Origin of the sequence: Saccharothrix lopnurensis, from assembly GCF_042658445.1 — a bacterium.
Lineage (GTDB): Bacteria > Actinomycetota > Actinomycetes > Mycobacteriales > Pseudonocardiaceae > Actinosynnema > Actinosynnema lopnurensis.
In genome coordinates this window covers 1-20677 of the sequence record NZ_JBHSQO010000078.1, presented here as the reverse complement: position 1 = coordinate 20677, position 20677 = coordinate 1, and the positions used below count along the sequence as shown (strand labels likewise).

18 protein-coding genes are annotated in these 20677 nt (G+C 73.6%); 8 read left to right on the top strand and 10 right to left on the bottom strand.

All coding sequences use genetic code 11. The features are described 5' to 3' along the window. Positions 1-708: 708 nt before the first annotated feature. Positions 709-1113 carry a DUF5318 domain-containing protein gene (locus ACFP3R_RS36770; protein ID WP_380643497.1) on the bottom strand — a complete coding sequence of 135 codons (405 nt, stop codon included), beginning with the start codon at positions 1111-1113 and terminating at the stop codon, positions 709-711. Between the two features lie 165 nt (positions 1114-1278). Here ACFP3R_RS36770 and ACFP3R_RS36765 point away from each other — a divergent pair, with 165 nt between their 5' ends. Further along, complete coding sequence (locus ACFP3R_RS36765; protein WP_380643495.1) at positions 1279-1824, top strand: PadR family transcriptional regulator; 546 nt, start codon at positions 1279-1281, stop codon at positions 1822-1824. A 29-nt stretch (positions 1825-1853) separates the two neighbouring features. Next, positions 1854-2945 (top strand): inositol-3-phosphate synthase, encoded by a 1092-nt coding sequence (locus ACFP3R_RS36760; RefSeq protein ID WP_380643493.1) that lies wholly within the window; start codon positions 1854-1856, stop codon positions 2943-2945. Positions 2946-2993: 48 nt separating this feature from the next. Here ACFP3R_RS36760 and ACFP3R_RS36755 read toward each other — a convergent pair whose 3' ends face one another. From ACFP3R_RS36755 to ACFP3R_RS36740, 4 genes are read right to left on the bottom strand one after another with little or no spacing between them, the layout of a single operon-like run. Continuing rightward, complete coding sequence (locus ACFP3R_RS36755; RefSeq protein ID WP_380643491.1) at positions 2994-3722, bottom strand: SDR family NAD(P)-dependent oxidoreductase; 729 nt, start codon at positions 3720-3722, stop codon at positions 2994-2996. A gap of 5 nt (positions 3723-3727) precedes the next feature. Continuing rightward, positions 3728-4465 carry a ComF family protein gene (locus ACFP3R_RS36750; protein ID WP_380643489.1) on the bottom strand — a complete coding sequence of 246 codons (738 nt, stop codon included), beginning with the start codon at positions 4463-4465 and terminating at the stop codon, positions 3728-3730. Position 4466: 1 nt separating this feature from the next. Next, the gene (locus ACFP3R_RS36745; RefSeq protein WP_380643487.1) at positions 4467-5360 is read right to left on the bottom strand and encodes a DNA-processing protein DprA; all 894 of its coding nucleotides are present in this window, start codon (positions 5358-5360) and stop codon (positions 4467-4469) included. Between the two features lie 37 nt (positions 5361-5397). Then, the gene (locus tag ACFP3R_RS36740; protein ID WP_380643485.1) at positions 5398-6051 is read right to left on the bottom strand and encodes an HAD family hydrolase; all 654 of its coding nucleotides are present in this window, start codon (positions 6049-6051) and stop codon (positions 5398-5400) included. Between the two features lie 65 nt (positions 6052-6116). On the opposite strand from ACFP3R_RS36740, the gene ACFP3R_RS36735 reads away from it, so the two are divergent. The 4 genes from ACFP3R_RS36735 to ACFP3R_RS36720 all read left to right on the top strand — a co-directional run bounded on the left by ACFP3R_RS36735 (position 6117) and on the right by ACFP3R_RS36720 (position 12366). After that, positions 6117-7277, top strand: a complete 1161-nt coding sequence (locus ACFP3R_RS36735; protein ID WP_380643483.1) for an MFS transporter — start codon at positions 6117-6119, stop codon at positions 7275-7277. 60 nt (positions 7278-7337) lie between these two features. Further along, positions 7338-9347, top strand: coding sequence for a PhoX family protein (locus ACFP3R_RS36730; protein WP_380643481.1), 2010 nt, complete (start codon positions 7338-7340; stop codon positions 9345-9347). 135 nt (positions 9348-9482) lie between these two features. Next, positions 9483-11576 carry a PhoX family protein gene (locus tag ACFP3R_RS36725; RefSeq protein ID WP_380643479.1) on the top strand — a complete coding sequence of 698 codons (2094 nt, stop codon included), beginning with the start codon at positions 9483-9485 and terminating at the stop codon, positions 11574-11576. A gap of 103 nt (positions 11577-11679) precedes the next feature. Beyond that, positions 11680-12366 (top strand): SDR family oxidoreductase, encoded by a 687-nt coding sequence (locus tag ACFP3R_RS36720; RefSeq protein ID WP_380643477.1) that lies wholly within the window; start codon positions 11680-11682, stop codon positions 12364-12366. Positions 12367-12471: 105 nt separating this feature from the next. On the opposite strand, the gene ACFP3R_RS36715 is transcribed toward ACFP3R_RS36720, so the two are convergent. Beyond that, positions 12472-13773, bottom strand: a complete 1302-nt coding sequence (locus tag ACFP3R_RS36715; RefSeq protein ID WP_380643475.1) for an amidohydrolase family protein — start codon at positions 13771-13773, stop codon at positions 12472-12474. 180 nt (positions 13774-13953) lie between these two features. Here ACFP3R_RS36715 and ACFP3R_RS36710 point away from each other — a divergent pair, with 180 nt between their 5' ends. Further along, positions 13954-15018, top strand: coding sequence for a hypothetical protein (locus ACFP3R_RS36710; RefSeq protein WP_380643473.1), 1065 nt, complete (start codon positions 13954-13956; stop codon positions 15016-15018). Positions 15019-15054: 36 nt separating this feature from the next. On the opposite strand, the gene ACFP3R_RS36705 is transcribed toward ACFP3R_RS36710, so the two are convergent. The 4 genes from ACFP3R_RS36705 to ACFP3R_RS36690 all read right to left on the bottom strand — a co-directional run bounded on the left by ACFP3R_RS36705 (position 15055) and on the right by ACFP3R_RS36690 (position 19085). Next, complete coding sequence (locus ACFP3R_RS36705) at positions 15055-16218, bottom strand: sensor histidine kinase (RefSeq protein ID WP_380643472.1); 1164 nt, start codon at positions 16216-16218, stop codon at positions 15055-15057. Positions 16219-16489: 271 nt separating this feature from the next. Beyond that, positions 16490-17623, bottom strand: a complete 1134-nt coding sequence (locus ACFP3R_RS36700) for a nitric oxide synthase oxygenase (RefSeq protein WP_380643470.1) — start codon at positions 17621-17623, stop codon at positions 16490-16492. Between the two features lie 145 nt (positions 17624-17768). Further along, positions 17769-18410, bottom strand: coding sequence for a tRNA (guanosine(46)-N7)-methyltransferase TrmB (trmB, locus tag ACFP3R_RS36695; RefSeq protein WP_380643499.1), 642 nt, complete (start codon positions 18408-18410; stop codon positions 17769-17771). A gap of 93 nt (positions 18411-18503) precedes the next feature. After that, positions 18504-19085, bottom strand: a complete 582-nt coding sequence (locus tag ACFP3R_RS36690) for a hypothetical protein (RefSeq protein ID WP_380643468.1) — start codon at positions 19083-19085, stop codon at positions 18504-18506. Between the two features lie 254 nt (positions 19086-19339). Here ACFP3R_RS36690 and ACFP3R_RS36685 point away from each other — a divergent pair, with 254 nt between their 5' ends. Continuing rightward, positions 19340-20548 (top strand): S8 family serine peptidase, encoded by a 1209-nt coding sequence (locus ACFP3R_RS36685; RefSeq protein WP_380643466.1) that lies wholly within the window; start codon positions 19340-19342, stop codon positions 20546-20548. The last annotated feature ends 129 nt before the right edge of the window (positions 20549-20677 follow it).

The window sequence follows — 20677 nt, the reverse complement described above, 5'->3', positions numbered from 1 at the left end:
GGGCCGCCGGGGCGGCGCAGGCCGCCGGGAGGGGTGTTCGGGCGCTGGGGCGGACCGACGGGCACGCTGCCCACGGCCGCGCGGGTGTCCGGGGCGCCGGGGCCACCGCCGGGGCCGCCCGGGGTGTTCGGGCCGCCGGGGGCGTTCGGGCCGCCGGAGCCGTGAGGACCACCTGAGCCGCCCTGACCACCGGAGCCGTGGGGGCCGCCGGAGGCGTTCGGGCCACCTGGACCGCCGGGTGCGTTCGGACCACCGGGGCGACCGGGGCCGCCCTGACCGCCGGGCGCGGCGAAGCCGCCCGGACCACCGGGGCCGCCGGGACCACCAGGACCACCGGGTCCGTTCGGCCGGCGCGGTGGCTGCGCACCCGCCCGCGGGACACCGCCGGGCGGCGTGCCGGGTGCCGGGGGACGCGCGAACCCACCGGGGGGCGTCCCGTGCCGCGGGCCGGGTCCGTCCGCCGGGGCGCGCGCGAACCCACCGGGTGGTGTGTTCGGTCGTTCCGGCTGGTCACCGGCTCCGCGTCGGTTGGGGTGCGCGCCGCCGTCCGGGTCCTCCCCGGTCGGCCACTGCGGCTCCCCGCCGCGATGCCTCTCGTCGTGCTGGTCGTTCACGAAATGGCCTCCCAGACCGGCGTGCGGGCGCACGCGGTTCGGTGGTCGTACGCCGTCGCTCCCAGGTGGGGCGACGTCCGGGGCCGGCGCGGTTTCACTCGGCCGCGGTCCTCCTGCGCGGCTTGCGGGTGTTCACGCCACGCGTTCCCAGGACGTACGACTGCACCAGGTGGTTCCAACTACAGGTGCGGCAAACCTCGACCACGTACACGGTGAACTCCTCGAAGAGGGTCGCCATGCGGGTGAGCTCCTCGACGGTGCGCGCGGAGCCGGCCGCGTGCTTGAGCTCGTCACCGTAGACCCAGGACACGTGGGTGAGGGGCTCCCGGCGGCACACCGGGCACGTCACGTCGCTCGGTCGGCCGTGGAACTTCGCAGCTCGCAGCAGGTACGGGCTGGCGTCGCACACCTCCATCGTGCCCACTCGACCCGCGTAGACCTCCGCCAGCAGCGCACGGCGCTGCAGGGCGTAGTCCACGACCTGTCGTTGGGTCAGCACGCGACCAGAGTACGTGGCGGCCCAACCCCGTCGATGGGCCGTTCAGGGCAGTGGCCCCGGACCGGTGAGCGACTGTGGGGCACGCGACACTTCTGGGGCGTGCTCGGATGTATCGCACCGATATAGTGGGCGAACCCATCGGCGCTCATCGAGCGGAGGTGTTCCGTGCTGGAGTTCGCGATCCTCGGCCTGCTGCACGAAGCACCCATGCACGGCTATGAGCTGCGCAAGCGCTTGACCGAGCTGCTGGGGGCGTTCCGCGCGTTCTCCTACGGGACCCTGTACCCCACGTTGCGCCGGTTGCAACGCGGTGGCCTCATCGTCGAGGAGGTCCCCCAGGAGGACGCGGCTCGTTGGGGGCGCAGGGCCCGCAAGGTCTACAAGCTCACCGCGGAGGGCAAGGAGAGGTTCGCCGAACTGCTGGCCAACGCCGGCCCCCAGACGTGGGACGACGACTCGTTCGGCGTCCACGTGGCCTTCTTCTCCCGCACGCCCGCCGACGTGAGGATGCGGATCCTCGAAGGGCGCCGCAGGCGGGTGGAGGAGCGCCGGGAGGGGCTGCGCACCTCGTTAGCGGCGACGAGCGAGCGGATCGACAAGTACACCCGGGAGCTGCACCGGCTCGGCCTGGAGAGCACCGAGCGCGAGGTGCGGTGGTTGAACGAGCTGATCGCCGGCGAACGGGCCGAGCAGCACGAGCGGGACGAATGACTCAAGCAGAACGAGAAGGAGGACTCGGCATGGGCGACAACCGCCGCAGCGTTCGAGTGGCCATCGTCGGGGTCGGCAACTGCGCGGCGTCGCTGGTGCAGGGTGTCCACTACTACCGCGACGCGGACCCGGCGACTCGCGTGCCCGGTCTCATGCACGTCCAGTTCGGGCCCTACCACGTGCGCGACGTCGAGTTCGTGGCCGCGTTCGACGTGGACGCGAAGAAGGTCGGCACGGACCTGTCCGAGGCCATCGGGGCCAGCGAGAACAACACGGTCAAGATCGCGGACGTGCCGCCGCTGGGCGTGGTCGTGCAGCGCGGGCACACCCTCGACGGGCTCGGCCGGTTCTACCGGGAGACCATCGAGGAGTCCGACGAGCGGCCCGTGGACGTGGCGCAGGCGCTGCGCGACGCCGAGGTCGACGTGCTGGTGTCGTACCTGCCGGTGGGCTCCGAGGAGGCCGACCGCTTCTACGCGCAGGCCGCCATCGACGCCGGTGTGGCGTTCGTCAACGCGCTGCCGGTGTTCATCGCCTCCGACCCCGAGTGGGCGGAGAAGTTCCGCGCGGCCGGCGTGCCGATCGTGGGCGACGACATCAAGTCGCAGGTGGGCGCCACCATCACCCACCGCGTGCTGGCCAAGTTGTTCGAGGACCGGGGCGTCCAGCTCGACCGCACCATGCAGCTCAACGTGGGCGGCAACATGGACTTCCTGAACATGAAGGAACTGGAGCGGCTGGAGTCCAAGAAGGTCTCCAAGACCCAGGCCGTCACCTCCCAGGTGGACCGCGACCTCGGCAAGCGCAACGTCCACATCGGCCCGTCGGACTACGTGGCCTGGCTGGACGACCGCAAGTGGGCCTACGTGCGGCTGGAGGGCCGGGCGTTCGGCGACGTGCCGCTGAACCTGGAGTACAAGCTGGAGGTGTGGGACTCGCCGAACTCGGCGGGCATCATCATCGACGCGGTGCGCGCGGCGAAGATCGCCCTGGACCGGGGGATCGGCGGCCCGATCCTGTCGGCCTCGTCCTACTTCATGAAGTCCCCGCCGGAGCAGTACTCCGACTCGGTGGCCCACGAGGCGGTCGAGGCGTTCATCCGCGGCGACGTGGAGAGCTGAGCCCGAGGGTGGTGGTCCCGGCCCGCCGGGACCACCACCCGGGCCGCCTCACCTCTTGGACAGCCGCAGCGACCGCCACGACCCGTCGGCGGTCCACCCGCCGTCCACCGGCAGGGCGACCCCGTTGACGAACCCGCTCCGCCCGGGGTCGGCGAGGAACGCCACGGCCTGCGCGATGTCGTCCGGCGAGGCGAACCGGCCCACCGGCACGTGCTCGGTGATGTCCTCGTCCGAGTAGTGCCCGTCCGCCTGGGCGGCCACGTCCATCTCGGTCTTCACCCACCCGGGGCACACCGCGTTCACCCGCACCCCGCGCCCGCCCCACTCGACGGCGAGCGTGCGCGTCAGGCCGATCAGCCCGTGCTTGGTGGTGTTGTACGCGGCCCGGTCCGCCACGCCCCGCAGGCCCGCCACCGAGGCGATGTTGACCACCGACCCCGCGCGGCGGGCCAGCATGAGCCGGCCCAGCGCCCTGGTGAGCAGGAACGGGCCGGTCAGGTTGACCGCGAGCATCCGCTCCCACTGCTCGGGCGTGGTGTCCTCGAACGCGCCGATGCCCGCGATGCCCGCGTTGTTGACCAGCACGTCGACCCGGTCCCCGACGCGCTCGGCGAGCCTGGCCACGTCGTCGACCGAGGTCACGTCGCCCACCACCCCGCCGGGGGTCTCCAGCAGGTCGAACCCGACCACCTCGTACCCGTCCGCGGTCAGCACCTGGGCGACCCGCCGCCCGATGCCCTGAGCCGCCCCGGTGACCACCGCAACCCGTTGTCCCATGGCGCTCAAGCTAGGCCGGTGCGGCAGAGGCCGCACACCCCCCAGTCGAACGGTCGGGAGCGCACCTTCTCCAGGTACGCGGTGGCCCGTTCGTACGTGGGGTCGAAATGCCGTCCGACGACCAGTCCCGCGATCGCGCGCGCCCCGGCGCGCCGCAACGCGACCGCGGCCGATTGGAGGCTCGCGCCGGTGGTCCAGGTGTCGTCCACGAGCAGGACCGACCTCCCGGCCGGATTCCCCACGACGATCACCGCGTCGGGGCGGAGCCGGCCCTCGTGCGGTGCGACCCGGCGCAGCAGCGTGGTGAACCGCCGGCTGGTCCGGCCCACCTTGCCGCTCAGGATGCCCGCCAGTGGCTCGGGTGACCGCGTGCTGGGGACGCTGGTGACCACCTCGAAGCCGTCGACCCCGGCGGCACGGGCCAGGCAGCTCTCGTGCTCCTGGAGGAACGCGGCCAACACGTACGCCAACCCGTTGGTGAAATCGCGGCGCTCGCGGTCGATCGAGCTGTTCTTGTAGCGCCACAGCTCGCGGGCGAGTTGGTCTCCCTTCACCGCGATCGAGATGGGCATCACGGTGTTGGCGAGCTCGGACCCGAAATCCGCCTGATGACGGTGGCAGGGGTAGCAGCGGGTGAACTGGTTCGTGTCCCGGCGGCACACCCGGCAGATCGAGGTGTCCACGGAGGGAGGCGCCACCAGCACGTTGCTGTACCGCTCGCGAAGCAGGCTGTGCGGGCTCATGTCAGAACTCGATCAACTCGGGGATCTCCGCCGTGAGCTCGTCGAGCACCTCCAGCAGGTGATCGGGCCCCTTGAGCACCGTGGTGTTGGGGCGCTGCGCCATCTCGTGGCCCCAGGTCGTGCTGTTGACCACCTCGGGCAGGAGGAACACGTGCCGGCCGTGCTCCAGGGCCAGGCGCGCCTGGATGCGGGTGCCGCTGTGCTCGCCCGCTTCGACGACCACGGTGGCGATGCCGCAGCCGCTCATCACCGCGTTGCGCATCGGGAAGTGGTGCTTCGCCGGGCCCGCGTCCGGCCAGAACTGCGACACCACGGCTCCGCGCGCGGCGACCTCGGCCTGGAGTGCGCGGTTCGCCGCCGGGTAGGTGTGGCGGAGGCCGGTGCCGACCACGGCCACCGTTCGCCCGCCGGCGTCGAGCGCGGCCAGGTGCGCGGCGGTGTCGATGCCGGTGGCGAGGCCGCTGAGCACGGTCATGCCGCGTGCCGTCAGCGCACCGGCGATCTCACGGGTGATGTGCAGGCCGCGCGGACTCGCCGTTCGGCTGCCGACGACCGCCACGGCCTGTTCGTCCGCTGGGGAGAGCGCGCCCCGGACGGTGATGAACGGGGGGCGCTGGTGGACCATCAGCAGGCGGACCGGGTAGTCGTCGTCGAGCAGGGTGACCAGCTCGATGCCCTCGGCGGACCACGCCTCGATCTCCCGCTCCACTTCGGCGAGCCGGTGCGAGTGGTCGACCTCACCGTGGTCCAGCGTCGGTTGGGTCGGGGTGAGCAGCGCGTCGAGCACGGCCAGGGCCGAGCGCGCGTCCTCGACTGCCGCGGCCACCTCGGACCACGGCTTGCTGCTCGCCCGGAGAGCGAGCAGGAGTGCCGCCTGTTCGCGCCTCGATGTCATTTTTCCACCTTATCGAACATGTGTTCGAGTCGATACGTCATTCACCCGGAAGAAACGAGGCGAGGGCGTCCGGGAGCTCGGCCAGCTCGCCCAGCACCGTCACCCCCGCCAGCACCGCGGGGTCCGGCGGGAAGTGCGGGTTCGGCACCGCGTACACCACCATCCCGGCCGCCAGCGCCGAGCGCAGGCCGTTGGTCGAGTCCTCCACCGCCGCGCACCGCCCCGGCGCCGCGCCGAGCCGGGACGCGGCCAGCAGGTAGACGTCCGGCGCGGGCTTGCCCGCACCCGCCTCCTCGCTGGACAGCGCGACCGGCACCACGTCCACCAGCCCGGTCGCGGTCAGGAACGACCTGATCAGGGCGGGTGGCGATGAGCTGGCGATGGCCACCGGCCACCGGTCGGCCACCGCGCGCACGACCCGCACCGCGCCGGGCAGCACCGGCGGTCCCTGGGCGTACCGCCGCTCCATCTCGGCGACCACGCCGGCCGCCACCTCCTCGGGGGTCAGCCGCACGCCCACGGCCTCCACCAGGTACGACGCCCACTCGGGTGTGCTCATGCCCTGCATCGCCCGGGTCGCGGCGGGCGTCCAGGCGCCGCCGTGCGCGCCCGCGAACGCCCGCCTCACCTCGTCCCACACCGTCTCGGAGTCCACCAGCACGCCGTCCAGGTCGAACACCACCGCATCCACACCGCCGACCGTAGTGTGAGAGCCGTTACTTCGCTAAGCTAAGTAAATACGGTTAGGGTAGCTAAGTGAAATTCTCCGACCAACCCCGTCAGGTGTGGGTCACGGCGTTCGCCGCGGTCATCGCGTTCATGGGCATCGGCCTCGTCGACCCCATCCTGCTGTCCATCGCGGAGGGCCTGGACGCCACGCCCTCGCAGGTCACCCTGCTCTTCTCCTCCTACCTGGGCGTCCAGGTCGTCGCCATGCTGTTCACCGGGGTCGCCTCCGCCCGCTTCGGCGCCAAGCGCACCCTGGTCGGCGGCCTGGCCCTGATCGTCGTCGCCACGCTGCTCTGCGCCCTCGCCGGCAGCATCGGCCAGCTGGTCGGCCTGCGCGCGGTCTGGGGCCTCGGCAACGCCTTCTTCATCGCCACCGCCCTGAGCGTCATCGTCGGCGCGGCCAGCGGCGGCCAGAAGGGCGCGGTCCTGCTCTACGAGGCCGCGCTCGGCCTCGGTCTGAGCGTCGGCCCGCTGCTGGGCGCCCTGCTCGGCGGCATCTCCTGGCGCGGCCCGTTCCTCGGCACCGCCGTGCTGATGGCCGTCGCCCTCGTGCTCTGCTCGGTCTTCCTGGCCGACGACCGGCCGCGGCACGGCATCCGCCTGCTCGACCCGCTGCGCGCGCTGCGCCACCCCGGCCTGCTGCGCACCGCCCTCGGCTCCGCCCTCTACACGGCCGCGTTCTTCGCCGTGCTGGCCTGGTCGCCGTTCGTGCTCGGCTGGGGCGCGGTCTCGATCGGCCTCGTCTTCTTCGGCTGGGGCGTCTGCGTGGCGATCTCCGGCGTCTGGCTCGCGCCGCGCCTGGCCGACCGCTTCGGCGACCGCCGCACCACCGTCGTCGCGGTGCTCGCCTACGCGGTCCTGATGCTGCTCATGGCCGTGCCGGGCAAGCCGCTGCTGGTCGTCGCGGTGATCGTCTCCGGGGTCGTCTCCGGCCTGCTCAACACCCTGTTCACCAGCACCGCGATGAGCGTCAGCCCGGCGCCGCGACCGGTGGCGAGCGCGGGCTACAACTTCCTGCGCTGGCTCGGCGGCGCGCTGGCCGCGACGTTCGTCGGCCACCTGCCGCAGCCGTTCGTGGTCGCCGCCGTCGCCTGCGCCCTCGCCGCGGCCCTGCTCGCCGTTGGCCGCGCGGGGCGGCGAGCCGTGCCCGCGGAGGCCGTCCTGGTCGGTGAGGAGATCGCCGGTTAACAAGGAGTGATCATCAGATTACGGTCGGGTGGACCGGGACCGATCGTAGGAGGCGCTCCAGTGCGACACCTGCCCCTGTTGCCGAACCACCGCGCCGCGCGCGCGGCCGTCACCTGCCGCTACCGCTGCGGTGACGCGTGCTTCCACGACGTCCCCAACACCTCGGCCAACCCCCGCTTCGACGATCTGATCAGCCGCCGCGCCGCCCTCCGGGCCGGGGTGGTCGTCGCGGCGGCCGGCGTCGTCGGGACCGGGACGGCGGCCTGCGGCACCGCGAACGCCCCCGCCGAGCAGCGCGCCGCGGGCCTGGACTTCGACCCCGTCGCCCCCAACGAGCTGGACGAGGTCGTCGTCCCACCGGGCTACGAGCAGGCCGTGGTCGTCCGCTGGGGCGACCCGCTGTTCCCCGACGCCCCCGGGTTCGACTTCGACCGGCAGACCGCCGCCGCGCAGGCCCGCCAGTTCGGCTTCAACTGCGACTTCGCCGCCCTGCTGCCGCTCGACCGGACCGGCGGCGCGCACCTGCTGGTGACCAACCACGAGTACACCAGCGAGCAGTTCATGTTCCGCGGCTACGACGGGGAGGACCCGACCCGCGAGCAGGTCGAGATCGCCTGGGCCGCGCACGGCCTGTCCGTGCTCCGGGTCGACCAGGACGGCGACGGCCGCCTCACCCCGGCCTTCTCCGACCGGAACCGCCGGATCACCGCCACCACGCCGTTCCTGCTCACCGGCCCGGCCGCGGGCTCCGACCTGCTCAAGACCTCCGCCGACCCGACCGGCACGCGCGTCCTGGGCACGCTGAACAACTGCGCGGGCGGCGTCACACCGTGGGGCACGATCCTGTCCGGCGAGGAGAACTTCCACCAGTACTTCGCCAACGCCGACGAGCTGGACGACCCCCGCCTGGCCCGCTACGGCGTCACCGGCGCCGCCACCGCCCGCAAGTGGGAGCGGTTCGACCCGCGCTTCGACCTCGCCCGGGAGCCGAACGAGGCCAACCGGTTCGGCTACGTCGTCGAGCTCGACCCGCACGACCCCGACTCCACCCCGGTCAAGCACACCGCCCTCGGCCGCTTCAAGCACGAGTGCGCCAACGTCCGCGTGGCGCGCGACGGCCGCGTGGTCGCCTACTCGGGTGACGACGAGCGCTTCGAGTACATCTACAAGTTCGTCTCCACCGGCAAGCTCCGCAAGGGCGACAGCCGGTCCGCGCGCCGCCACAACATGACCCTGCTCGACGACGGCGCGCTGTACGTGGCCCGCTTCACCGGCGACAGCCCGGCGAGCGAGGTCGACGGCTCCGGCGAGCTCCCGGCCGACGGCCGCTTCGACGGGCACGGCGAGTGGGTGCCGCTGGCCGCCGGCGACCGCTCCTTCGTGCCGGGCATGACCGCCGAGGAGGTCTACGTCTTCACGCGCCTGGCCGCGGACCGGGTCGGCGCGACCAAGATGGACCGCCCCGAGGACATCCAGACCCACCCGCACACCGGCGTCGTCTACTGCGCGCTGAGCAACAACGTCGACCGCGGCGAGGAGGGCAGGAAAGAGGGCGCCACCGAGCCGAACCCGCGCGTGCGGAACAAGCACGGCCAGGTCCTGGAGCTGACCGACCGGGGCGGCGACCCGCTGTCGGCGGTGTTCTCCTGGAACCTCATGCTGGTGTGCGGCGACCCGGACTCGCCCGACACGTACTTCGCGGGCTACGACAAGTCCCGCGTCTCCCCGATCTCCAGCCCCGACAACGTGGCGTTCGACCGGCACGGCCACCTGTGGATCTCCAGCGACTCCGCCGGCGCGCTCAAGGGCCACAACGACGGCCTGTACGCGGTGCCGGTGTCCGGGAGCGAGCGCGGCCACCTCAAGGCGTTCCTCACCGTGCCGCGCGGCGCGGAGACGTGCGGGCCGGTGATCGGCGAGCGCGTGGTCACGGTGTGCGTGCAGCACCCCGGCGAGGTCGACGGCGCGTCGGCCGACGCGCCGGCGTCGCACTGGCCGGACGGCGGCGACTCCCAACCACGCCCGTCGGTGGTCGCGGTGTGGCGCCCGGGGCGCCGCATCGGGGAGTGACACGTGCCGTGACCAGCCGGTTCCGGTCGGTGGTACCGCCAGGTGTTCGTCCCGCGTTCACCTCGAAGCCCGCTGTCGGTGGACTTGCGCTCCTACGGTCGCCCAGTTCCCACTGAAGCGATCCCGGAGGTCCGCGTGTCCTCATCCACCGATCGGGGCCGGCGCCTGCTGCCCCTGCTGCCCAACCACCCCCTGGGTAGGTCGGCGGTGACCTGCAAGTTCCGCTGCGGTGACGCGTGTGCCCACGAGGCGCCCAACACCTCCGACAACACCTACTTCGGTGACGTCGTCGGCGAGGTCGTGCGCCGCCGCGGCCTGCTCAAGGCCGGCGCGGTGCTGGCCGTCGCGGGCGCCGGCGCGGGCCTGGTCGGCACCGGCACGGCCGCCGCCGCGCCGCGCGTCGACCGCGACCGCGACATCGACGTCGACCTGGGCGGCGGCCGGCGCAAGGACGGCCTGAACTTCACCGCCGTCGCGCCCAACACCGAGGACCGCGTGGTCGTCCCCGACGGCTACGAGCAGTCGGTGGTCATCCGCTGGGGCGACCCGGTGCTGCCCGGCGCGCCGAAGTTCGACTTCGACCGGCAGACCGCCGCCGCGCAGGCCGGGCAGTTCGGCTACAACAACGACTTCTGCGGCCTGGTGCCCCTCGGCTGGGGCGACCGCTGGCTCATGGTCAGCAACCACGAGTACACCACCGAGGAGTTCATGTTCAAGGGGTGGCGGGCGGACGCCACCACCCGTGAGCAGGTCGAGATCGCGTGGGCCGCGCACGGCATGTCGGTCGTGCTCGTCGAGCGCGACCGCCGCAGCGGCAGGCTCGTGGCCAAGGTGGACCGCCGGTACAACCGGCGCGTCACGGTCAAGTCCGAGTTCCGGCTCACCGGCCCGGCCGCGGGCTCGGACCTGCTCAAGACCTCCGCCGACCCGACCGGCACGCGCGTCCTGGGCACGCTGAACAACTGCGCGGGCGGTGTGACCCCGTGGGGCACGATCCTGTCCGGCGAGGAGAACTTCAACCAGTACTTCGCCAACGCGGGCTCGGTCACCGACCCGGTGGCCAAGCAGCGCCTGTCCCGCTACGGCCTGTCCGGCGGCGCGTCCCAGCGGCGCTGGGAGGAGTTCGACGAGCGCTTCGACGTGGCCCGGGAGCCCAACGAGGTCAACCGGTTCGGCTGGGTCGTCGAGATCGACCCGCTCGACCCCGGCTCGACGCCGGTCAAGCACACCGCGCTCGGCCGCTTCAAGCACGAGGGCGCGAACGTGATCATCGCCCGCGACGGCCGCGTGGTCGCGTACATGGGCGACGACGAGCGCTTCGACTACATGTACAAGTTCGTCTCCGACGAGCGGTACAAGCCGGGCAGCAGCAAGCACGCCCGCGAGCACAACAGGAAGCTGCTCGACCGGGGCACGCTCTACGTGGCGAAGTTCAGGGGCGACAGCCCGGCCGCCGAGTTCGACGGCTCCGGCGGGCTGCCGTCCGACGGCGAGTTCGACGGCACCGGCGAGTGGATCCCGCTGGCCTCGGGCAACCGCTCGTTCGTGCCCGGCTTCACCGCCGAGGAGGTCTACGTCTTCACGCGCCTGGCCGCGGACGCGGTCGGCCCGACCAAGATGGACCGCCCCGAGGACGTCGAGCCGAACCCGCGCAACCGCCGCGTCTACGCCGCGCTCACCAACAACACCGACCGCGGCAAGGCGGGCAAGGAGGGCGCCACCGAGCCCAACCCGCGCGTGGGCAACCGGCACGGCCACGTGCTGGAGCTGGAGGAGCGCCGCGGCGACAACACCGCGACCGCGTTCTCCTGGAAGCTGCTGCTGGTCTGCGGCGACCCGAACTCCGCCGACACCTACTTCGGCGGCTACGACAAGTCGCAGGTCTCGCCGATCTCGTGCCCGGACAACGTGGCGTTCGACTCGCGCGGCAACCTCTGGATCTCCACCGACGGCAACGCCCTCGGCTCCAACGACGGCCTGTTCGCCATCCCGGTGGAGGGTCGCTACCGCGGCCGGGTCAAGCAGTTCCTCACCGTGCCGCGCGGCGCGGAGACCTGCGGCCCGGTCGTCGAGGACGACTTCGTGCTCGTCTCGGTCCAGCACCCGGGCGAGGTCGACGGCGCCTCGGCCGACACCCCGCTGTCCCACTGGCCGGACGGCGGCGCGACCCAGCCGCGCCCGGCCGTCGTGGCGGCGTGGAAGAAGGACAAGGGCCGCATCTGCGGCTGATCCCGGGAGGGGGGCTCGCGCCACCGCGAGCCCTTCACCCACCCCGCGTCGTCCCCCGGTCCTCCCGGTGGGGCGGCGCGGAACCACCGGTTAGGGTCCTCCCATGACCCGACCCGTTGCCCTGGTCACCGGCGCGTCGCGCGGCATCGGCGCGGCGACCGCGCGCGCCCTCGCCCCCACGCACGACCTCCTGCTGGGCGGTCGGGACGGGGCCGCGCTGGCCGAGCTGGCCGGGTCGCTGGGCTCGGCCACCCCCTGGCCGGTCGACCTGACCGACACCGGGGCGCTCACCGCCGCCGTGTCCGGCCTGGACCGCCTCGACGTCCTGGTGCACAGCGCGGGCATCGCCGAGCTGGGCCCCCTCGCCGGGGCCGACGTCGACACCTGGCGCCGCACCCTCGACGTCAACGTGGTCGCCGTCGCCGAGCTGACCCGCCTCGTGCTGCCGCTCCTGCGCGCGAGCCGAGGCCACGTCGTGCTGGTCAACTCCGGCGCGGGCCTGCGCGCCAACTCGGGCTGGGGCGTCTACGCCGCGAGCAAGTTCGCCCTCCGCGCCTTCGCCGACGCCCTGCGCGCCGAGGAGGAGGACCTGCGCGTCACCTCCGTGCACCCCGGTCGCGTCGACACCGACATGCAGCGCGGCGTCCGCGCCCAGGAGTCCGGCGACTACCAGCCGAACCTGTACCTGAGCGCGGACTCCGTCGCGCGGGCCGTGGCGGGCGCGGTCACCGCGACCGACGACGCCCACGTCACCGAGATCGTGCTGCGGCCCCGGCCACGACCGGCCTGAGCGGGGTCGGCCTGAGCGGGGTCGGCCTGAGCGGGCCGAACTGAGCCGGGCCGGACTCGGCGGCCCCGGCCGCCTCCGGTTCCGGCCGCTGCTCACCGCAGCCGCTCACCGCAGCCGCGCGGCCACCTCCCGCACCCCGGCCTGCGCCTCGCGCCGGTCCACCCGGGTCGTCTCGCCGTCGGACACGACCCGCTCACCCGCGACCCACACGTCCTTGACCCGCCGCGTCCCGGACGCCCACACCAGGTTCGCCAGCACCTGCTCGTCCGGCGCGTCCAGCCCGGTGGCGAACGCCGGGTCGTCCACGTCCACGTGCACCACGTCCGCCCACCGACCGGGCTCCAGCGCGCCCAGGTCGTCCCGGCCCAGCGCCGCCGCGCCGCCCCGGGTGGCCAGCAGCAGCGCGTCGGCCGCCCGCACCGCGGTCGCGTCCCGCGAGGTCACCCGCGCCAGCAGCGCCGCCAGCCTGGCCTCCTCGAACAGGTCCAGGTCGTCGTTGGACGCGGGCCCGTCCGTGCCCAGCCCGACCTTCACCCCCGCGTCGACGTACGACCGGATCGGCGCGATCCCGGACGCGAGCTTGGTGTTCGACCCGGGGCAGTGCGCCACGCCCACGCCGTGCCGCGCGTAGATCAGCACGTCCTCCGGGGACAGGTGCACCGAGTGCGCCGAGAGCACCCGCCCGCCCAGCACGCCCGCCCGCTCCAGCAGCCGGGGCACGGAGCCGTGCGACTCGCGCTGCGCCAGGTCCTCCTCCACCGACTCGGCGACGTGCACCTGAACCAGCGCACCGCGGTCCCGCGCCAGGCCGGCCACCTCGCCCAGCGCCTCCGGCGACAGGATGTACGCCGAGTGCGGCCCGTAGCCCAGCTCGACCCGCTCGTGCGGCCCGAACCGCAGCCCGTCCGCGTCGATCCACCGGGTGATCTCGTCCGTCATCGGCCGCCACGGCATGCCCGGCAGGTCCATGATCGCCGCGCCGAACAGCACCCGCGACCCGGCCGCCAGCACCGCGTCGACCAGCTGCTCGCCGTGGAAGTACATCTCCGCGCTGGTGGTGACGCCGTTGCGCAGCATCTCCACCGCGCCGAGCAGCATCCCGGCCCGGACGTCCGACGGCACCATCTTCGCCTCGGCCGGCCACATGGCCTCGCGCAGCCAGCGCAGCAGCGGCAGGTCGCCGCCGAGCCCGCGCAGCACTACCATCGGGCTGTGCGCGTGGGCGTTGACCAGGCCGGGCAGCAGGATGCCGCTCAGCTCGCGGACCTCGCCGTCGAACGCGGGCGCGTCGGCCGCCGGGCCGACGTGCGCGACCCGGCCGTCGACGACGTCGACCACCGCGTCGCGCAGGACGGAGCAGGAGGGATCGCAGGGCAGGACCACCGGGGCGTGCAGGCGCAGCGACATGGTCCGAATCCTGCCGCACCCGACCGGGTGTCACCCGGACCGATAACCCGAAGAGCTGGTTTGACCCGCTCAACGGGTGCGGTCCACCGGTCCGCCCGTAGCCTGCCGAACGGAAGGCGGCGCTGGTCGGGAGGAGCGACGGTGGCTGGTGGCAGTGGGAACCGACGAGGTCAGCGAGCGGTGGCCGCACTGCGGTCCGAGACCGATTTCACCGATCCGGGGCTGTCCCGCGACCGCCGCCGGCTCGCGCTGTTCCTGCTGGTGCACCTCGCGGACGAGCACGGTCGGATGACCGGCGCGTACCAGCGGGTGCTCAAGCGGGCGGCGGGCGACCCGGGGCACTGGGCCCACGACCGGTCGCCGGGCGCGGTGCGGGCCGAGGTGGCGCGCTGGATCGGCGCGGGGGCCCGCCAGGACTGCCGGCCGCCGTGGGACCGGATCGCGGACCTGGTCGAGGTCGCGGTGGAGCCCGGGAGCGCGCCCGAGGTGCTGGCCGTGGCCCGCCACCTGCACTTCCTCGCCACCGGGGAGCCGGTGCCCGAGGGCGAGCCGCTGAAGTGCCCGGACTGGGCGGCGGCCGACCACGTCACCACGACGCTGATCGGCGGCCCGGAGTGGGCGCGGCGGCACCGCCTGACCGAGGGCGCCGGGCCGCGGGTGAGGTCCCGGGCGGCCAAGCCCAAGGCGCCCGCGGTTCTGCTCCAGGCGGGCCAGGCGCCCCGGGTCCCGGTGCTCGACCTCCAGGAGCCCGAGACCGGGAATCCCGTCACACGGCTGCCCGAGCCCCGTGCCGCCGAGCCCCGTGCCGCCGAGCCCCGTGCCGCCGAGCCCCGTGCCGCCGAGCCCCGTGCCGCCGAACCCCAGGCCGCCGAGCCCCGTGCCGCCGAGTCCCAGGCCGCCGCTGTCCAGGTCATCGCTGCCGAGGCCGTCCCCGGGATCGCCGCCCTCACCCACCCCAGGCAGGAGCAGAGCGCCTACGAGCTGCTGTGGTCGGTGGTCCGGGTCCACCGGGAGATGGAGGAGCGCCACCTGGCGCACATCACCGCCCTGGAGGAGGAGGTGCTGGCCCTGCGCGCGGAGAACGCCCGCCTGACCGGCGACGTCACCTCGTGGCTCGGCTCCTACCGCCCGGACATCCCGGCCCAGCGCCGCCGCGCCGTCGCGAGCCGCCACCTGGCGCTGGAGGACCCCTCGCAGGCGTTCACCTACCCGCTGCCGGCGGAACTCCCGAACCCGCGCGCCTGAGGGAACCGCGCCTCACCCACCGGCCGGAACCGCGCCTCACCCACCGATCGGCAGGGAGGCCCGCACCTCCCAGCCGCCACCCGCGCGCGGGCCCGCCCCGAACTCCCCGCCCAGCAGCTCGACCCGCTCCCGCATCCCGATCAGCCCGTACCCACCCGACCCGCCGACCGGCGCGGCCCGGCGCTCCCGCCCGTCGTCGGCCACGACCACGTGCACCTGCCCGTCCGCCACGGTCACCGACACGTCCACCCGCGACACGCCCCCGGCGTGCTTGCGGCTGTTGGTCAGCGACTCCTGCACCAGCCGCAGCACCGAGCGGCCCAGCGACGGCGGCACCGCCACCGGCAGGTCGAGGCGCAGCCGCACCGGCTGGTCGGACTCCGCCACCACGCCGCGCACGTCGTCGGCCAGGTCGCTGGTCGCGGCCGGTGCCGGGGCGTCGGCCTCGGCGCCGCGCAGCGTCCCGACCAGCCTGCGCATCGCGGTCAACGCCTCGTTGCCGCTGTGCACGATGATCGGCAGCACCTCCTGGGCCGCGGCGGGCACGGCCTGCGCCGCCTGCGCGTGCACCACGATCCCGGTCACGTAGTGCGCCACCACGTCGTGCAGCTCGCGCGCCAGCGCCATCCGCTCGGCGTGCTGGGCCGCCACCACCTCGGCCCGCACCGCGGTCGACCGCTCGCGGTCGCGGGCCCGGAAGTACAGCCCGGTGCCCACCGACAGCGCCAGCAGCACCCCGCCGCCGAACAGCTGCTGCCACAGCTCGGGCCGGTAGTCGGGCCACTCCGCCGCCCAGTAGTTCGGCCGCACCCACAGCGTCGCCGCGGACACCGCGACCAGCACCACCACCGAGACCACCGCCCGCACCGGGGACGCCTGCCGCACCGCGACGGCGGTGATCGCCATCACCGCCGCCGTCTCGGAGATCACCAGGCCGCTGACCACGGGCACGCCCGCCGCGGTGCCGGCGACCAGCAGCACCACCGAGCTCGCCGCCACCGCGGTCGCGGCGGCGAGCGCGGCGTCGAACGGCCGCCGGGGCGCGAGCACGGCGAGCACGGCCACCACGACCGACCCGGGCGCCTGCCACCAGGAGCCCTGCTCGCTGAACAGCTCGCTCGCGAGGAAGAAGACCAGGGCGCAGGCGAGGGGCCACTGGCGGCGGAGCAGCGCGCGCCACCCGAGGTCAGTGCTCTCCACGACGAATCACCGTAAGACCTCCGGACGGATGCCGCGTCCTACCCCGGTCGGGTGGTCCATCGGTCGCCAGGCTGACCCGAACGCCCGTGGATACACACCAGTGGCCGATGTCGGATGACGAAACCCGGGGTGACCCTGGAGGCAGTCGGGGAACGGAGGACGCGATGTTCGGAGTGGTGGTCACCTGGGCGGGCGCCGTGGTGGGCCTGCTGGTGCTGGTGTTGATGGCGTTGTCGGGCGTGTTGATCGACTCGCAGCGGTAGGGGTCCCGTCAGGTCCCCGCGCGGCGGCGCAGCAGCTCGGCCAGGCGCCCGGGGTACTGGGGCCGGGTCGTCTCGACGGGGTGGGGCGAGAAGCGCGCCGGGCCGCCGGCCCGTGCGCGGCGGGCGGCGCCCGGGTCGAGCCGGAACGCGGGCCGGTTGCCGGCCGGCCGCTGGCGCGAGCGCAGCCACGACAGCCGGTGCAGCGACTCGGCGTGGTGGTCGGTGATGGTGACCTGCGCCAGGTCGAACGAGTGCAGCACGGCCCGGTTCAGCTCCACCACGGCGCGGTCGCGCCACAGCGAGCGCTCGGTGCTCGTGTCGAGGCCCATCGCCTCGGCGACCTCGCGGGCCGCGCCGTGGGCGTGCTCGTCGGCCAGGCTGCGGGCGCCGATCTCGGAGCCGACGAACCACGAGTTGAACGGCGCGGCGGGGTAGTGGACGCCGCCGATGGACAGCCGCATGTTCGCGATCACCGGCACGGCGTGCCAGCGCAGGCCCAGCCGCCCGAACCAGGGCAGCTCGGGGTGCTCCAGGCGCACCTCGTGCACGACGTCCGGCGGGACGGTGAACAGCCGCGCGCCCTCGTGCGCGGTCTCCACCACCAGCGGCAGCACGTCGAACCGGCCGCGCGCCTCGGGCGGCTGCCAGCCCATGCCACGCACGGTGTCGGTGAACGCGGCGTAGCGGCGGTCGCCCAGCCGGCGGTCGGGCCCGTCCGGGTAGCCCGCGTACCGGATGAGCTGCTCGTTCCAGATGCACGGGCCGGGCGCGGTCGGGCCGTCCGGGGCGAACACGGTGATCAGCGGGCGGATCTCGCCGCCGTTGCCGGCCAGGCGCAGGTGCTCGACGCACCCGCCCGCCACGGCGGCGGCGTTGCGGAACCCGCGCAGGTCGCGGACCTTGAGCCGCCGCCACGGCACGCCGCTGGTGCACCAGCCGCTGTCGCGCAGGGCGATCCGCGCGCCGTAGGACAACTCCTCGGGGGTGTGGCGGTAGGTGCCCGTCCCGGCCACCTCGTCGCGCACCCGGCTCAGGCGCGGGCCGACCGGACCCGCCTCGGGGTGGGCGACGTGGAACATGCGGAGGAAGCCCTCCGCGGCGTCCAGGTCGAACGTTATCGGTTCGTTGTCCACTGCGGTCACGGGCGGCAACCGTAGTTGCGGGAGCGCCTTACTCGTCACTGCCGGACGGGGCACAACGGGTGATCAACAAACTTCGCACCATCGAGTGACGAAACGACCCGCAGTGCCCACCTCGGCGGAAAGGGGGCGCACCTTGATGCCACGGTCAGGTGAGTTCGACCCGCTCGAACATCAGGTCGTGGCTGATCCGGTCCTCCTCGACGGCCCGCTGCTCGAACTTCGTGACCGGTCGCCAGTCGGGCCGGGGCGCCCACCCGTCGAACCGGTTGCGCAGCAGCGGCTCGGCCGAGCACACCTCCAGCATCTGCTCGGCGTACTCCTCCCAGTCCGTGGCCAGGTGCAGCGTGCCGCCCGGCCGCAGGCGCATGGCCACCAGGCGCACGAACTCCGGCTGGACCAGCCGCCGCTTGTGGTGCTTCTTCTTGGGCCACGGGTCGGGGAAGAAGATCCGCACCCCGGCGAGCGAGCCGGGCTCCACGTGGTCGGTGAGCAGGTCGACGGCGTCGCCGCGCAGCACCCGCAGGTTCTCCACCCCGAGGGCCTCGGCGCGCAGCAGGAGCTGCGCCAGGCCGGGCTTGTAGACCTCGACGGCGACGTAGTTGAGCCCGGGAGCGGCGGCGACCAGCCGCGAGGTCGTCTCGCCCATCCCGGAGCCGATCTCCAGCAGCAGCGGCGCCTCCCGGTCGAACCACTCGTCGAACCGCACGGGACCGGCCGGGAGCGCTTTGACCTCGCGGCCCCAACGCTCCCAGTGGCGGTCCCATGCGCGCTGCTGCCCCACCGTCATCCGCTCCCCGCGCTGCACGTAGCTCACGACGGATCGGTGGTGGGGCGGTCGCTGGTGGCTGGACGTCACGGGCGTACAGCCTATGGCCGTGCGTTAAGCGATGTTCTCCAGGTCCTCGATCTGCTCGCGCAGCTCGCCCGGGGTGAACTCGATGGGTTGGCGCTGACCGGGGCCCCGGTGCGCGGGGAGCAGGTCCACGAAACCGGGGTGCCGGTCGGTGAACTGCACGGTGGTCGGCTCGGCGGGCCCGTAGACGCCGCTCTCGGACGGCACGAACTCCCAGTAGCCGACCTCGCCCTCGGATGCCCAGGGCACGAACACCCAGCCCGGCCTGGTGGCCAGCAGCCGGGTCACCTCGTCCTCGACGGCGAACGCCGCCGCGCGCGAGGCGATCTTGCCGCGGTCGAGCGCCCGCAACCACCAGGGTGCCGGGGCCTGGGGGCCGACCGCGCGGAACAACGTGAGCACCTGCTGCTCGTCGGCCCGGTGGATCCAGGCTCGACGGCTCTGGGCCGGGGAGTCGGCGATGCCGTCCCCTCCCGCGGCCTCGATCGCGTGCGACCATTCCAACGCCATCATCGGTTCGACGCGAAGGGCGTGGTCGCGCTGCCGTGGCAACTTCTTCGACCCGGTGGCCGAGGAGTCGGCGTTCAGGTCGGGATCAAGCACCGTCACGGGTTCACCTCCGGAGGGTTCCTTGACGGGGGGCACGAATTCGCGTGCGGGCGAGATGCCCACCTCACGATTCGCTGCTTTCCATCTGACCCGGTTCAGAAGATTTTGTCATGGCCCTGTGCCGGAGTTCACGACGTTTTAACGAACGTCTTACTCCAGTCGTCCCAGCCCGGAACTGTGAAACATGACCGACATGGAATATTTGTGACATCGAGCACAGGGGGAATTGCGTGGTGGGGAGAGCGGTTCCGGTCGTGACCGCGGTGGTCGTGCTGCTGCTGACCGCGCCGGTGGCCGGCCACGCCACCGGACCCGGGCAGGGGGTCCGGGCGCAGACGATCCGCGAGCAGCAGTGGCACCTGGAGGCGTTGGGCGTGCCCGAGGCGCACGCCACGACGCGCGGCGAGGGCGTGGTGGTCGCGGTCGTCGACTCGGGCGTGGACGCCACGCGGCCCGACCTGGCCGGCGCGCTGCTGCCGGGCGCCGGCTTCGGCTCCGCGAGCGGCACCGACGGCACGCGGGACGGTGACGGCCACGGCACCGCGATGGCCGCGCTGATCGGCGGCCGGGGCGTCGACGGCGGCGTGCTCGGCGTCGCGCCGGCCGCGCGGATCCTGCCGGTCTCGGTCGGCGCGGACGGCGAGAAGTTCACCACCACGTCCGTGGCCGAGGGCGTGACCTGGGCCGTCGACCAGGGGGCCGACGTGGTCAACCTGTCCCTGACCTCGGCCGCCACGCTGACCCCTGACCTGCTGCGCGCGGTGAACCACGCGTTCGACCGGGACGTCGTGGTGGTCGCCGGCACGGGCAACGACGGCCAGGAGCACGTGGGCGCGCCCGCCAACATCAAGGGCGTGGTCGCGGTGTCCGGCACGGTGCGCGGCAACGGCCCGTGGCCGGAGTCGAACACCGGCCCGGAGACCGTGCTCGCCGCGCCCGCGGAGGACGTCGTCACGGCCATTCCGCTGGACTCCTCCGCGACCGGGTTCGCCCAGGTCGACGGCACCAGCGCGGCGACGGCCCTGGTCTCCGGGGTCGCGGCGCTGGTCCGCGCCCACCACCCCGACCTCGACGCGGGCAACGTGGTCAACCGCCTGATCGCCACGGCCACCGACCTCCAGGCGCCGGGCCGCGACGGCGCGACCGGCTTCGGCCTGGTCAACCCGGTCGCCGCGCTGACCGCCGAGGTGCCCCCGGTGGACCACAACCCCCTGGCCCCGCCCCCGCCGCCACCCCCGACGACGACCACCGCGCCCCCGCCACCGGTCGAGGCGCTGCCGACCGCCCCGGGGGGCGACGACCGCCTTCCGCTGGTCGCCGGCGGGCTCGGCGCGGCCGCCGTCCTGGTGGCCGTGCTCGCCCTCGTCCGGGCGCGCCGGAACAGAATCCGCCGGGCGCCGGTCCCGGTCGTCACCGAAATCCCGCCGCCGGACGACGACTTCTGGCGCACCGACCGCTGGTGACAAAAGGCCGACGCTATTCCGCGGTACCGCCTATTAGGGCTTTGTTAGGTCAGTCGAGAGCGTCCGGTGGCGGTGTGGTCTTCTTGCGGAGTGACGCCGGAGGAGATGGCCGGGGTTCGGCCGGTGATC

Bases quoted from the DNA above. Each gene is read 5' to 3' on its own strand.
- ACFP3R_RS36750 (WP_380643489.1), bottom strand. From the start codon at position 4,465: ATGAGCCCGCACAGCCTGCTTCGCGAGCGGTACAGCAACGTGCTGGTG.
- ACFP3R_RS36720 (WP_380643477.1), top strand. From the start codon at position 11,680: ATGACCCGACCCGTTGCCCTGGTCACCGGCGCGTCGCGCGGCATCGGC.
- ACFP3R_RS36760 (WP_380643493.1), top strand. From the start codon at position 1,854: ATGGGCGACAACCGCCGCAGCGTTCGAGTGGCCATCGTCGGGGTCGGC.
- ACFP3R_RS36755 (WP_380643491.1), bottom strand. From the start codon at position 3,722: ATGGGACAACGGGTTGCGGTGGTCACCGGGGCGGCTCAGGGCATCGGG.
- ACFP3R_RS36745 (WP_380643487.1), bottom strand. From the start codon at position 5,360: ATGACATCGAGGCGCGAACAGGCGGCACTCCTGCTCGCTCTCCGGGCG.
- trmB (WP_380643499.1), bottom strand. From the start codon at position 18,410: ATGACGGTGGGGCAGCAGCGCGCATGGGACCGCCACTGGGAGCGTTGG.
- ACFP3R_RS36715 (WP_380643475.1), bottom strand. From the start codon at position 13,773: ATGTCGCTGCGCCTGCACGCCCCGGTGGTCCTGCCCTGCGATCCCTCC.